The sequence below is a fragment of the Paenarthrobacter nitroguajacolicus genome, assembly GCF_029952445.1.
Taxonomy (GTDB): Bacteria; Actinomycetota; Actinomycetes; order Actinomycetales; family Micrococcaceae; genus Arthrobacter; species Arthrobacter nitroguajacolicus_B.
This window is the reverse complement of sequence record NZ_JAQPPK010000022.1, coordinates 17,378-29,966: the sequence shown is the minus strand read 5'-3', so window position 1 is coordinate 29,966 and position 12,589 is coordinate 17,378. Positions and strand designations below refer to the sequence as shown.

At 63.8% G+C, this 12,589-nt stretch carries 13 protein-coding genes; 1 reads left to right on the top strand and 12 read right to left on the bottom strand.

Annotation, left to right across the window (positions count from 1 at the left end; all coding sequences use genetic code 11):
- Nucleotides 1-69: 69 nt before the first annotated feature.
- From PJL15_RS16110 to PJL15_RS16085, 6 genes are all read right to left on the bottom strand, one after another.
- Nucleotides 70-564, bottom strand: coding sequence for a CinA family protein (locus PJL15_RS16110; RefSeq protein WP_281452199.1), 495 nt, complete (start codon nt 562-564; stop codon nt 70-72).
- The gene (pgsA, locus tag PJL15_RS16105) at nt 564-1,166 is read right to left on the bottom strand and encodes a CDP-diacylglycerol--glycerol-3-phosphate 3-phosphatidyltransferase (protein ID WP_281452151.1); all 603 of its coding nucleotides are present in this window, start codon (nt 1,164-1,166) and stop codon (nt 564-566) included. The genes PJL15_RS16110 and pgsA overlap by 1 nt, the downstream gene beginning before the upstream one ends.
- 87 nt (nt 1,167-1,253) lie before the next feature.
- Nucleotides 1,254-4,178: a DNA translocase FtsK gene (locus PJL15_RS16100; protein WP_432443828.1), complete on the bottom strand. Its 2,925-nt coding sequence runs from the start codon at nt 4,176-4,178 to the stop codon at nt 1,254-1,256.
- A 12-nt stretch (nt 4,179-4,190) separates the two neighbouring features.
- Nucleotides 4,191-5,882, bottom strand: coding sequence for a ribonuclease J (locus PJL15_RS16095; protein ID WP_281452149.1), 1,692 nt, complete (start codon nt 5,880-5,882; stop codon nt 4,191-4,193).
- 6 nt (nt 5,883-5,888) lie between these two features.
- Entirely contained in the window at nt 5,889-6,821 is a 933-nt protein-coding gene (gene dapA, locus PJL15_RS16090; RefSeq protein WP_281452148.1) for a 4-hydroxy-tetrahydrodipicolinate synthase, read from the bottom strand.
- 58 nt (nt 6,822-6,879) lie between these two features.
- Nucleotides 6,880-7,227: a hypothetical protein gene (locus PJL15_RS16085; protein ID WP_281452147.1), complete on the bottom strand. Its 348-nt coding sequence runs from the start codon at nt 7,225-7,227 to the stop codon at nt 6,880-6,882.
- A gap of 108 nt (nt 7,228-7,335) precedes the next feature.
- On the opposite strand from PJL15_RS16085, the gene PJL15_RS16080 reads away from it, so the two are divergent.
- Nucleotides 7,336-8,571 carry a heparan-alpha-glucosaminide N-acetyltransferase domain-containing protein gene (locus PJL15_RS16080; protein WP_281452146.1) on the top strand — a complete coding sequence of 412 codons (1,236 nt, stop codon included), beginning with the start codon at nt 7,336-7,338 and terminating at the stop codon, nt 8,569-8,571.
- On the opposite strand, the gene PJL15_RS16075 is transcribed toward PJL15_RS16080, so the two are convergent.
- The 6 genes from PJL15_RS16075 to PJL15_RS16050 are packed head-to-tail and all read right to left on the bottom strand — an operon-like array spanning nt 8,547 to nt 12,562.
- The gene (locus tag PJL15_RS16075; RefSeq protein ID WP_281452145.1) at nt 8,547-9,035 is read right to left on the bottom strand and encodes a hypothetical protein; all 489 of its coding nucleotides are present in this window, start codon (nt 9,033-9,035) and stop codon (nt 8,547-8,549) included. The two genes, PJL15_RS16080 and PJL15_RS16075, sit on opposite strands and share 25 nt — an antisense overlap.
- Nucleotides 9,036-9,038: 3 nt before the next feature.
- Entirely contained in the window at nt 9,039-9,797 is a 759-nt protein-coding gene (gene dapB, locus PJL15_RS16070) for a 4-hydroxy-tetrahydrodipicolinate reductase (RefSeq protein ID WP_281452144.1), read from the bottom strand.
- A 51-nt stretch (nt 9,798-9,848) separates the two neighbouring features.
- The gene (locus tag PJL15_RS16065; protein ID WP_281452143.1) at nt 9,849-10,304 is read right to left on the bottom strand and encodes a molybdenum cofactor biosynthesis protein MoaE; all 456 of its coding nucleotides are present in this window, start codon (nt 10,302-10,304) and stop codon (nt 9,849-9,851) included.
- Nucleotides 10,294-10,797, bottom strand: coding sequence for a MogA/MoaB family molybdenum cofactor biosynthesis protein (locus tag PJL15_RS16060; protein WP_281452142.1), 504 nt, complete (start codon nt 10,795-10,797; stop codon nt 10,294-10,296). The genes PJL15_RS16065 and PJL15_RS16060 overlap by 11 nt, the downstream gene beginning before the upstream one ends.
- Entirely contained in the window at nt 10,794-11,333 is a 540-nt protein-coding gene (moaC, locus tag PJL15_RS16055) for a cyclic pyranopterin monophosphate synthase MoaC (RefSeq protein WP_281452141.1), read from the bottom strand. The genes PJL15_RS16060 and moaC overlap by 4 nt, the downstream gene beginning before the upstream one ends.
- A complete protein-coding gene (locus PJL15_RS16050; RefSeq protein ID WP_281452140.1) occupies nt 11,321-12,562 on the bottom strand; it encodes a molybdopterin molybdotransferase MoeA in 1,242 nt (413 codons plus the stop codon). Before PJL15_RS16050 ends, moaC begins: the two co-directional genes overlap by 13 nt.
- Nucleotides 12,563-12,589: the final 27 nt, after the last annotated feature.

Genomic DNA, 12,589 nt, shown 5'->3' with positions numbered 1-12,589 from the left:
GGCGCCCCGGCTCTTCCGAAGCGACACAATGACACAACTATTGGCAATGAGTTTTTGTTCCCGACTACTTTACGAACGGTAACCAACCTCGTCCAACGCGGCAAGCAGACGCGCCAAAGCCGCTTCGCAGGCCTGTTCCCGGATGGACTGCCGGTCGCCGGAAAAGCTGTACTGGAACGAGGCAACACCCTGCCCGGATGCCACCCCAACGAACACGGTGCCTACGTCCTTGCCGTCATGCGGATCAGGTCCGGCGACGCCCGTTGTCGATATTCCGATGTCGGCGGCACAAGCCCGGCGCGCGCCGTCGGCCATTGCCTCGGCGACCCCTCCATCAACCGAGCCCACAGACTCAAGGAGCTCTTCCGGGACGCCCAGCACGCCAACCTTGACCGTGTTCTGGTAGGCAATGACGCCGCCTTGCAGCATGGCGGACGCGCCAGGAGTGTTGGCAAGTGTTGCCGCCACCAGCCCTGCGGTCAAGGACTCGGCTGTGGCCACCGTGAGGTTCTTGCCGACGGCGGTTCCCACCGCCGTCGTCGCTGTTTCGGCAGCGCCGGCCATCACGCGCGACGTCCCGCAGCGCGCAGCCGCATGGCCTGGATGACATATTCGACGCCGGTCCACAAGGTGATGGCAAGGGCAACCATCATCACCCAGAACGCGACATCGCCCAGCCACGGGGCGATCGCTTTCAAAGGCAGGATGTAAAGGAAAATTGCCACGGTTTGAACCACGGTCTTGAGTTTGCCGCCACGCGAGGCAGGCATGACGCCGTAACGGATTACGACGAAGCGCAGCGCGGTGATGCCCCACTCACGGACAAGGATGAGGATGGTGACCCACCACGGCAGCTCCCCCAGAATGGACAGCAGAACCAGCGCTGAGCCGATGAGCAGCTTGTCGGCGATGGGATCGGCAATCTTGCCGAAGTTGGTGATGAGGCCACGCGCCCGGGCAATGTCGCCGTCGAGCTTGTCCGTATAGATGGCCACAGCGAAGGCAACTACTGCAGCCCACCGCCAGATCCCGAACTCGCCGTTATCCGCTACTAAGAACCAGACGAAGAAGGGCACCAGGACGATGCGGAGCATCGTGAGGATGTTGGGCAGGTTCCAGACATCGGAACTGCTGGAAGTCGCGTTATCACCCTCGGCTGTAGTCACCCCTCTAGGCTACCGTCTTTGGGGCTACCGTCTTTGGAGCCGCCGTCTTGGGGCCACCGTCTTCGGGGGTCAGCGCCCGGTGAGTGATCAGGCGTCCTCGCCGCCCTCGTCGTCGCCATCGGTACCATCGGCGCCGTCGAAGTACTCAATGGCCTGCGTCCGGTTGTCCAGGTCTGCCTGCACCAGGTCTTCCGCATAGCCGCCGACGGCGATGTTGGAGTTTGCGTTCTCGCTCAAGGCAGCCGTGTGGGCATCCGGGGTCGCAGGCGACTCCTGGCCCTTCATCGCAGCCAAAACGGCAGCAAGGTCATCCGGCTTCACCAGGACGTCACGGGCTTTGGAACCTTCCGATGGACCAACCACACCGCGGGATTCCAAGAGGTCCATGAGGCGCCCGGCCTTGGCAAAACCAACACGGAGCTTGCGCTGGAGCATGGACGTCGAACCGAACTGCGTGGTGACCACCAGTTCCGTCGCCTGGAGCAGGACCTCGAGGTCGTCTCCGATGTCGTCGTCGATCTGCTTCTTGGGAGCCTCGGCGGCGACGTCGTCGCGGTAGACGGCCTGCAGCTGTCCCTTGACGTGTTCCACCACCTTGTGGATCTCTGACTCTGTAACCCAGGCGCCCTGGACGCGCATCGCTTTGGAGGCACCCATGGGCAGGAACAGCGCGTCACCTTGGCCAATGAGCTTCTCAGCGCCGGGCTGGTCAAGGACAACGCGGGAGTCGGTCACCGATGACGTAGCGAACGCCATGCGGGAGGGCACGTTGGCCTTAATGAGGCCAGTGACGACGTCCACGGACGGGCGCTGCGTGGCGAGCACCAGGTGGATACCGGCGGCACGCGCGAGCTGCGTGATGCGGACAATCGAGTCTTCGACGTCACGCGGGGCCACCATCATGAGGTCCGCGAGTTCGTCCACGATCACCAACAGGTACGGGTAGGCCTTGATGATCCGCTTGGAATCGACGGGAGGAGTTACCTTTCCTGCCCGGACCGCCTTGTTGAAGTCATCGATGTGCTTGTAGCCGTAGTTGGCGAGGTCGTCGTAGCGGGCATCCATTTCCCGGACCACCCATTGGAGGGCCTCTGCTGCCTTCTTGGGGTTGGTGATGATGGGTGTGATGAGGTGCGGGACACCCTCATAGGCCGTCAGTTCCACGCGTTTGGGGTCCACCATGACCATGCGGACCTCGTCAGGCGTGGCACGCATGAGGATGGAGGTGATCATGGAGTTCACGAAGCTCGACTTACCGGCACCGGTAGCACCGGCAACCAGAAGGTGGGGCATCTTGGCGAGGTTGGCCACCACGTAGCCGCCCTCCACATCCTTGCCAACGCCCATGACCATGGGGTGGTCCGTCCGGCGGGCGTTCTGGCTCCGGAGGACATCGCCGAGTGAGACCGTCTCGCGGTCGGTGTTCGGGATCTCGATGCCGATGGCCGACTTGCCCGGGATGGGGCTCAGGATACGGACGTCGCTTGAAGCCACGGCGTAGGAAATGTTCTTGGAAAGGGCCGTGACGCGCTCCACCTTGGTGCCGGGAGACAACTCGATTTCGTAGCGGGTCACCGTCGGACCACGGCTGAAACCGGTGACAGCCGCGTCGACGTTGAACTGTGTCAGAGTGTCCGTCAAGGCGGCGACGACGGCGTCATTGGCTTCCGTGCGCTCCTTCGGGATGGAACCCGGCGTCAGGTAGTCGGAGGCAGGCAGGGTGTAGGTAACGTCGCCGGCCAGTGACAACTGTTCGGTGCGCTGCGGAATCGGCGTGGGTGGCGGCGGGGGCGTCGCAGGCCGCGCCGGCACCTGGGCCGCCACAGGGGCGGTCATCTCCGGGGTCAGCACGGGAATGGCTTCGGTGGGGTTCTCTATGCCGGGGTTTGCTCCCGCCAGCCCTTGGGCTGCCTTGATCTTCTCCACCGCTATTTCGGCCTGAGTGGGGCGCCGGACGCCCGGCGGAACGCGGGGTGCGGACGCAGCGGGAGTTTCGTCGTCGTCGACAATTGCGTGCTCAAAGGCCTCGTCACCGACGTAACCCTCCAGGCCGGCTTCAGGTTCTTCGTCCTTGCCGAAGAGGCGCATGCGCTTCTTCTTTTTCGGCGCGGACGCGGAGGCGTCGCCATACAGATAGCTGCGGTCGTGTTCGTCCTTGCCGGCTTCGTCCATAAGGTCCACGCCCATGAGGTGCTCGTAGGCACCCCGGATCCTGGCGGGAATCGCACCGAACGGAGTGGCGGTGACGATCAGGAATGATACGAAAGCCAACAGGCTGTAAACGATGACCGGAACAGCCACATGGATGGCGGCAAGCGGTGCAGCGGCGAGGAAGCCCAGCATTCCGCCGGCCCGGCGCAGCCCGTCGAAACCATCTGCGACCGTGGGCATACCGCCGATCACCTGGGCCAGGCCGGAACCGGCCAGGGTCATGATCATGAAGCCGATGCCCACGCGGTTGTTGCCACGGCCGTCCTGGGGCTTCCGGAACAAGCGGAACGCGCAGACAAAAAGCATGAAGGGCAGGATCAGGGACATCCACCCGAAGGTCCCGTTGACCACGCTGTAGACGATGTCCGGAAGCCAACCTGTGAGACCCCACCAGGCGAAGGTAGCTATCGCGATGCCGAGCACCAGGTTGAACAGTGCTGCACCGTCACGGCGGTCTGCGGGGTCCAGGTCACTGACGTCGTGGCCGATGCGCCGGACGCCGGCACCAACGACGTGCCCAATCCCCTGCCAGGCACCGGACAGCATGCGAAGCGGTAACGGAGCCTGGGGCTCAACGGCGGCCGCTTGCCTGGTGCGGGCAGTGCTGGACCGTCCGCTTTTACTTGCCGCGCTTGCTTTGCTTGCAGCGCTGGTTTTGGATGCGGCTCCGCTCCGGCCTGTGCCGCCGGATTTATTGCTGGAGCTGCCTCGTGGCGTGGAGGTAGTACGGGTCGCCATACGTGCCACGGTACCCCAAGGGGGTCTGAAATCCGCGGATTTCAGACCCCCTTGGGTATTCATGTTGCTGCCAGGCTACGCCTCCAGGACCACGGGAATGATCATGGGACGGCGGCGGAGCTTGCGGTTGACCCACGTGCCGATAATCCGGCGCACCACTTGCTGCAACTGGTGGTTGGTGTGGTCTGTGTGATTCATCACAGCCTCTTCGAGCGCCGCGTTGATCTTGGGAATGATCTCGTCGAACACTGAGTCGTCCTCGGCCACGCCACGGGCATGGATCTCCGGGCCGGACACGATCTTGCCGGTGGCACGGCTAATGACCGTGATGACGGAAATGAACCCTTCATCCCCCAGGACGCGGCGGTCCTTCAGGTCGGCGTCGGTGATTTCGCCAACGCTGGAGCCATCGACGTAGACGAAGCCGACCTCAACTTGCCCCACGATGTTCGCCACGTGGTCCTTGAGGTCGATCACCGTACCGTTGTCGCTGAGGATGATGCCTTCCGATGGCACGCCTGACTCAAGGGCAATGTTGCCGTTGGCGATCAGGTGCCGCGTTTCACCGTGGACCGGCATGGCATTGAGCGGCTCGAGGATGTTGTAGCAGTACAGCAATTCCCCGGCTGCGGCGTGGCCGGAAACGTGGACCTTTGCGGTGCCCTTGTGGATGACATAGGCGCCAAGCTTAAGGAGTCCGTTGATGATGCGGAACACGGCATTCTCGTTGCCCGGGATAAGGCTGGACGCCAGGATGACGGTGTCACCCTTGCCAACAATGACGCGGTGGTCGCCGTTGGCCATGCGCGACAGCGCCGCCATCGGCTCTCCTTGGGACCCGGTGGACATGAGGACCACGCGGTCATCTGGCATGTTGTCGATGTTCTTGATGTCCACCAGGATGCCTTCGGGCACGTCCAGGTAGCCCAGCTTGGCGGCAATGGCCATGTTGCGGACCATGGAGCGGCCTACGAAGGCCACCTTGCGGTTATGCTTCGCGGCGGCGTCGAGGACCTGCTGGACGCGGTGCACGTGGGAGGAGAAGGAAGCCACAATGATGCGCTTCTTTGCCTGTCCGAACAACCGGTCCAGTGTAGGACCAATCTCCTTCTCGGCCGTGGTGAACCCGGGGACATCGGCGTTGGTGGAGTCCGCCATGAACAGGTCCACGCCTTCTTCGCCCAGGCGGGCGAAGTGCCGGAGGTCCGTGATGCGGCCATCCAGGGGCAACTGGTCCATCTTGAAGTCGCCGGTGTGCAGGACGTTGCCTCCCGCAGTGCGGATAAAGACGGCCAAGGCATCCGGGATGGAGTGGTTGACCGCAACGAACTCGCACTCGAAGGGACCGAACTGCTCCACCTGGCCCTCGGTGACGGTGAGCGTGTACGGCTTGATCCGGTGTTCCTGCAGCTTCGCTTCCACCAGCGCGAGCGTCAGCTGCGAACCGATCAGCGGAATGTCGGCCTTGAGGCGCAGCAGGTACGGAACCGCACCAATGTGGTCCTCGTGGCCGTGGGTGAGGACCACTCCGACGACGTCATCGAGCCGGTTCTCGATGTAGGAGAAATCGGGCAGGATCAAGTCCACGCCGGGTTGCGTTTCCTCGGGAAAAAGCACCCCGCAGTCAACAATGAGCAACTTGCCGTCGATTTCGAAGACCGCCATGTTACGGCCGATCTCTCCCAGTCCACCAAGCGGAACGATCCGCAGCGTGCCTTTGGGCAGTTTCGGCGGCGTAACCAGTCCGGGAAGGGCGGTTTGGGTCATATTGTGCTACTTTCCGGCGGAACCATCCTGGACGTTGAAGTCCATTCCGGCTTCCGCCAAATCCCCGCGGATGATTTCGATCTCGGCCGCGTCCGGCTCCACGAGGGGCAAACGGACAACCGAGTTGGGCAGGACTCCCTGCCACTTGAGAATCTGCTTGGCGGCTACTGCGCCCTGGACCCGGGTCATGGTTCCACGAACCACGGGTTCCAATTCAAAGTTGATGGACCGCGCCGTGGCGAGGTCGTTGTTGTTGACGGCGTCGATCAGTTCGCGGAACCGGCGCGTGGCCACATGGGTGGTGACACCCACCAGGCCTACGGCGCCGAGTGCCATCCACTGCAGGGTCAGGCCATCATCGCCTGAGTAGAAAACGAGGTCGGTTTCAGCCATGACGCGCGTGGCGGCGGCGAAGTCAGCCTTCGCGTCCTTGACGGCCACGATGTTCCGGTGCTTGGCCAGTTCGATCATGGTTTCCGGCGCGATGGCGATGGAGGAACGGCCCGGAATGTCGTAGAGCATCACAGGCAGGTCGGTGGAGGAGGCAATGGTTTCGAAGTGCGCACGAACGCCGGCCTGGCTTGGCTTGTTGTAGTACGGGGTGACGATGAGGAGGCCATCGACGCCCAGCTCGGCAGCCCGCTGGGAAAGGTGGACCGAGTGGGCGGTGTCGTTGGTGCCGGTGCCGGCAATAATGGCGGCCTTGCCACCCACGGCTTCTTTTACCGCACGGAACATGCCTAGGTTTTCGTCATCGGTCAGGGTGGACGTCTCACCGGTGGTACCGGTAACCACAAGGCCGTCGCAGCCATCCTGGACAAGCTTTTCTGCCAGTGCTGCGGCTTGGTCGTAGTCCACCTTGCCGTCCTCGGTGAACGGGGTGACCATGGCGGTCAGCAGGGTACCAAGGGCGGGAATGGGCGCGCGAACGTCAGACATAGGAAAAACGTTACCCTGTCACGGCCTCGTTACAAGAATGGGTACCGCGTGATGGTCCTCATTTAGCCGAACCAGTGCGCTGGTCAGAACCCTCCCGCTGACCTGAACAGTACTGGCCCACCGCGCGTTCTTTGAGCTGCTCCGCCCAGGAAACCAACCGCTGGGAAGCCCGAACGTATTCGAACAGTTCCAGTGGCGTCAGCGATTCCACATCGGTTTCGGACAACCTCCGGGCCAATTCAGCGCCGGGAGCCTGCTCCGCGAGGACCGTGCCCTCGCTGCGCCACTGCGTGTCTTCGGGAGGCTCTCCGGCCACGAGTTGCCTGAAGAGGAACTCGACCACCCCGGGACTCATGGCTTTCATGGGGCCGGCCAGACCGTCCGGCTGCTGGGGAAGATCGTTCATGCCGCAATGCTATTCGAACATATATTCGAACACAAGACCGTGCGCCGCCCACGTTCCGGCAGCCGACGTTTTGTGGGACACGCGACCCGGCCATGAGACGATCGCAGCATGACTTCGCAAGAGACGGCGCCTCCGCGAAAGGCACCAGGTCAACGCACGGCCCCTGCCCGGCTGACGGGTGTCGACGCAGCCCGGGGCGCGGCCCTTCTTGGCATGATGGCCACACATCTGCTTCCGACGTTCGGCCCGGCTCCGCAGTGGGACCCAACCATGGTGGGCCTGGTGTTCTCAGGGAGGTCCGCAGCATTGTTCGCTGTGCTGGCCGGGATCGGCCTGGCACTCTCAACCGGCAAGCAGCAGCCACGCAGCGGGGCGGAGCTTTGGTCCGCCAGGGGCGGGGTTGCCATGCGCGCCCTGGTGATTGCCGCCGTCGGACTGGCGCTGGGAGGCCTGGAAGTCAACGTCGCGGTGATCCTGGTGCATTACGCAGTGCTGTTCCTGTGCATCCTGCCGTTCCTCGGTTTACGGCTGAAAGCACTCTGCTTCTGGGCTGGAGGATGGATCGTGCTCTCGCCGGTCCTCGCGTACTTGGTCCGTCCTGAGCTGCTGGATGCGAACCCGCCACTGCAGTTGGGACACAACCCCGGCTGGGAGGACCTGGGAACCCCGGCACGGCTGCTCGCCGATCTCTTCTTCACCGGCTACTACCCAGCGTTCCAGTGGATCTCCTACCTCCTGGTGGGCCTGGTCATCGGAAGGCTGGCGCTGACGACGGCGAAGGTGCAGCTCATGCTGCTGACTTTCGGAATCGTCGTGGCAAGCATCGCGAAAATCGTTGGAACGGTGGCCATGGAAGTGTGGGGCGGACGGGCTGCCCTGTCGGTGTTGCCCGGCACCAGGGGCTACCCCCTTGAGAGCATGCTCCAGGTCAACCTCACGGGGCTCCAGCAGGTGGATTCGTGGTGGTGGTTGGCCACGGCGTCGCCCCATGCGGGGACCACGCTGGATTTGTTGCACACCAGTGGCGTTGCCGCCGCCGTCGTTGGTTTTTTCCTTGTCCTTGGCAGGCTTGCCGAACGCATCAGGGTAAATTTCCTGGTGGTGCTCAGCGGGCCGGGCGCCATGACCCTGAGCCTGTATTCGGCACATGTATGGGTGGTCTCGGGCTTTACCAACCAACCGCTGCCCGCAGGGTGGACCGCTGAAGGCATGTATTGGGCGCAGGCGTTGTGCGCCATCAGCATTGGCATTTGTTTTGCCGTGCTCCGGCGCCGGGGGCCACTGGAATGGGTGGCCCACCTGGCGTCGAGGCTGGGCAGTTACCGTCCGGCCGCGGTGGGCTGAGAGCGGAAGAGCTTCACGGCGTCGCGCATGGACGCGCGCGCACGCTTCCGGTCGCCTGAGGCGTCATATGCACAGCTCAGCCTGAACCAGGACCGCCAGTCCCCGGGAGCGGCCTCGGCTTCAGCGCGGTACTTCTCAAATTCGGCATCCGCAGCGGCGCGAACAATCCGGCCGCCGGGGGTCCGGGGCAGAGTATCTTCAGGCAGTCCGCCTTCGGCTTCCAGGACCTTGGCCATCTGTTCGGTACGGGCGCCGAAGAGCAACTCGCGGATCATGGCCCACGCACCAATGACCGGAAGCACCAGGTAGGCCGCTCCGATCCCCTTTGCCACGAGGTTGGGGTCACCGAGGAGGAGGAACGAGCGCTGCACTGAAACCACGAGGTACAGCACCAGGAGCAAGGTGATGGCACCCACCCAAATCTTGGTGCGGTTCTTCTTCAAAGTTGTCAGGAAATTTCCCACGATCTAGAGCCCCAAGTCCAAGTAGCCGTCCAGGCCGACCGTCAGGCCGGGGTTTGCTGCCACTTTCCGCAAACCCAGAAGGACGCCGGGCATGAAGGACGCGCGGTCAAAGGAGTCGTGGCGCAGTGTCAACTGCTCGCCCGGACCGCCGAAAAGCACTTCCTGGTGGGCCACCAGCCCGCGCAGCCGGACGCTGTGCACGCGCACGCCATCCACATCGCAGCCCCGGGCACCGTCCAGCGCTGTTTCGGTAGCGTCAGGGCTGGCCGGGACGCCGGCCTCCTGCCGTGCTTCGGCGATGAGCTGCGCAGTACGCACGGCGGTACCCGAAGGCGCATCCACCTTGTTCGGATGGTGCAGTTCGATGATTTCCACCGACTCGAAATACTGCGATGCCTTGGCCGCGAAAGCGGACGCCAGCACGGACCCAAGTGCAAAGTTCGGGGCGATCAGGACACCGGTGTCCGGCTTCTGCTCCAACAGTGCACGCAGGGATTCCAGCCTGCCGGCATCCCAGCCGGTGGTGCCCACAACGGCGTGGATTCCGTGCTCAACGGCGAAACGGACGTTGGTTTCGGTGATGTCCGGAACGGTGAGGTCAACAACGTACTGTGCACCGGCGTCGAGCAGTTTCTGCAGTGAATCACCGCGACCGAGAGCCGCTACGAGCGTCATGTCTTCGGCTGCTTCAATGGCCTTAACGGCTTCGATTCCCATGCGCCCGTTGGCGCCCAGCACTGCAACAGCAAGTTGTTCGGTCATGCCTTTAACCCTACCGCCGGGCCGGACCCGGGAAGGAACCGTGACTCCGCCCTACTCCCCCGCACCTACCCATTCGACGGTGCCATCGGAGAAGAACTGTTCCTTCCAAATGGGCACCTGCTCCTTGACCCTGTCAACGAGTTCAGAGCAGACAGCAAAAGCCTGGCCGCGGTGGGCGGCCGCTACGGCGCAAACCAGGGCTGGGTCACCGATCTCAAGAAGGCCGATCCTGTGGGCAGCCCAGATGCGCACAGGCTGGTCGGCTTCACCGGAATGTTCGGCGACGAGTTGCGCTACGACGTCGGTCATCACCTGATGCGCTGTGGGATGGGCGCTGTAACTGAGTCGGTCCACTGCCTTGCCGCCGTCGTGGTTCCGCACCACTCCGCTGAAGCTGACCACTGCGCCGGCAGTATTCGATTCCACTGCCCTGATGGCCTGGTCCACCGAGATCGGTTCTGAGCTCAGGACAGCGCTCACCACTTCGAAGTCCGTTTCAGTGCCCATGGCTTCCTTCCAATTGATCGCAAAGATGCCCGATGACGGGGTCCAGGACGGCCAGCCCGTCCATGACTCCCTTGGGCGATCCCGGCAGGTTGATGATGAATGTCTTGCCGGCTGCGCCCGCGTGGCCACGGCTCAGCATCGCCATGGGAGTCTTGGCCGCGCCTGCTCGCCTGATGCCCTCCATGATCCCCGGGATCTCCCTGTCCAACAGCGGGAGCGTCATTTCCGGTGTGTGGTCGTCGGGGCTCAGGCCCGTTCCCCCGCTGGTGATGACGACTGCAGGTTCCTGGGTGAGAAGGGCCCTGAGGGCGGCACCCACAGGTTCCCCGTCAGGAACCACCATGGTGGGAAAGGTGTCAAAACCGTGTTCCTTGAGCCAGTCGAGAATGATCGGCCCTGTCTCGTCGGTATAGATTCCAGCTGCCGCCCGGGTGGAAGCAATCACGACGCCGGCCTTCCGGGGCCCGTGCGCGTTCGGCTCGCACGCGCTCATGCGCCGGCCTCCCCGCGTCCCGCATGTCCGGAAACATCCCAGCTTCCGCTCTTGCCGCCGCTCTTGGACAGAACGCGTATGTCACTGAGGACGGCGTGCTTGTCCACGGCCTTGATCATGTCGTAGACACTCAGCGCGGCGACGGAGGCGGCCGTCAGTGCTTCCATTTCCACGCCGGTCACGCCCTTGGTCTTTACAGTTGCCAGGATGCCCACCGAGTCGGTGCCCAGCTCAAAGTCCACGGTGACCTTGGAAATGGGCAAGGGATGGCAGAGCGGAATCAACTCCGGAGTCTTCTTGGCGGCCATGATGCCGGCCACCCGCGCAACGGCGAGCGCATCGCCCTTGGGAAGCTCGCCAGCGCCCAAGAGGGCAAGGACTTCGGCTGTGGAGCGGACCGTGGCGGTGGCCGTGGCTTCACGGGTGGTGACGGCTTTTTCGGAGACATCCACCATCTGGGCGGTGCCGTCCTGCCTGAGGTGGGTCAGGCCTGCGGGACCTGCCGGGTTTTCGGAAGTGTGGTTCACAGCATCCATACTTCCACTTCGTCTCCTTCGGCGAGTTCCGTGACGTCCGCGGGGATCTGCACCAAGGCATTGGCGCGGGCAAGGGCATGGACCAGATGGGAGCCGGCACCACCCTCCATGCGGACCACGCCATCGGCGACGGTTCCGCGGCGGACCTGGTGTTTGCCCTGTGGCGAGGTCAGCGGCGCAGCCAGGCGCGCCCGCAGCACGGACCGTGGCGAGGGAGCCCCGGCGACGTGCGAAAGGGCAGGGCGAAGGAACATCTCGAAGGAGACCAGGCAGCTCACAGGATTCCCGGGGAAGCCGATAAAGGGGATCCCGTTGAAAGCACCAAGTCCTTGGGGGCCGCCGGGTTGCATGGCGACGTGGAGGAATTCAACCGGTTGTTCGGCCATGGCAAGGCGAACGACTTCGTAGGCACCTTTGCTTACTCCCCCGGTTGTGACGATCACGTCCACCGGGTTGTCCCCGCCGCCGTTCCCGTCGCTGTCTCCAACGTGGTGCTGCAGGACCGCAAGCAGGGCCGCGGGCTGGTCGTCGGAGATGCCCGTGCGGACCACCTCAAGGCCCGCTTGCCTCATGGCTGCTTCCAGGAGGGTGCCATTGGAGTCGTAGATCTTGCCGGCCGCCAGTTCCGTGCCAGGTTCCTGGACCTCGTCCCCGGTAGTGATCAGCAGGACACGCAGTGGCTCGCGGATCTCCACGTCGCCAAGGCCCAGCGCTGCCAACAGCCCCAGCTGGCTTGGTCCCAGCACTGTACCGGCGGCCAGTGCCAACGCGCCCTTTTCGATGTCGCTGCCGGGATGCCGCACGTACGTCCCGGGCTCCACCACCGGCAGCTCCACCTCGGCATCCAACGCTCCGGGGTCAGGAAAGGTGCCGGGCGTTGCCTTCTCAATCGGCACGACGGCGTCGGCACCCTCAGGCATCATGGCTCCGGTCATGATGGGGGCAGCATGGCCCGCCTCCAGCGCAGCCGGCGCGGCACCTGCCGGAACCGGCGCAGCCACACAGAGCTTCGCACCGCCGTCGGGAATGTCTGCGGAACGGACGGCAAAGCCGTCCATCTGGGAGTTGGCGAACGGTGGCAGGGACAGCGGTGCGTGGAGGTCGACGGCGAGCGCCTTTCCAAGTGCGTCCATCAGCGGGACCCGGAGCGTGGCTTTCCTTGCGGTTACTGCTGTCAGCAGCTCCGCCACCGCCTGGCGATGGGCTGCAACAGATCTGGGCACGGACATCCTCCTGGGGGCACGTTGGCTTCCGGC

Coding starts and splice junctions, on each gene's coding strand:
- PJL15_RS16050 (WP_281452140.1), bottom strand. CDS start 12,562: ATGTCCGTGCCCAGATCTGTTGCAGCCCATCGCCAGGCGGTGGCGGAG.
- PJL15_RS16060 (WP_281452142.1), bottom strand. CDS start 10,797: ATGAGCGCGTGCGAGCCGAACGCGCACGGGCCCCGGAAGGCCGGCGTC.
- dapB (WP_281452144.1), bottom strand. CDS start 9,797: ATGACCGAACAACTTGCTGTTGCAGTGCTGGGCGCCAACGGGCGCATG.
- PJL15_RS16110 (WP_281452199.1), bottom strand. CDS start 564: ATGGCCGGCGCTGCCGAAACAGCGACGACGGCGGTGGGAACCGCCGTC.
- PJL15_RS16065 (WP_281452143.1), bottom strand. CDS start 10,304: ATGGGCACTGAAACGGACTTCGAAGTGGTGAGCGCTGTCCTGAGCTCA.
- PJL15_RS16100 (WP_432443828.1), bottom strand. CDS start 4,178: ATGAATACCCAAGGGGGTCTGAAATCCGCGGATTTCAGACCCCCTTGG.
- dapA (WP_281452148.1), bottom strand. CDS start 6,821: ATGTCTGACGTTCGCGCGCCCATTCCCGCCCTTGGTACCCTGCTGACC.
- moaC (WP_281452141.1), bottom strand. CDS start 11,333: ATGGATGCTGTGAACCACACTTCCGAAAACCCGGCAGGTCCCGCAGGC.
- PJL15_RS16080 (WP_281452146.1), top strand. CDS start 7,336: ATGACTTCGCAAGAGACGGCGCCTCCGCGAAAGGCACCAGGTCAACGC.
- PJL15_RS16085 (WP_281452147.1), bottom strand. CDS start 7,227: ATGAACGATCTTCCCCAGCAGCCGGACGGTCTGGCCGGCCCCATGAAA.
- PJL15_RS16095 (WP_281452149.1), bottom strand. CDS start 5,882: ATGACCCAAACCGCCCTTCCCGGACTGGTTACGCCGCCGAAACTGCCC.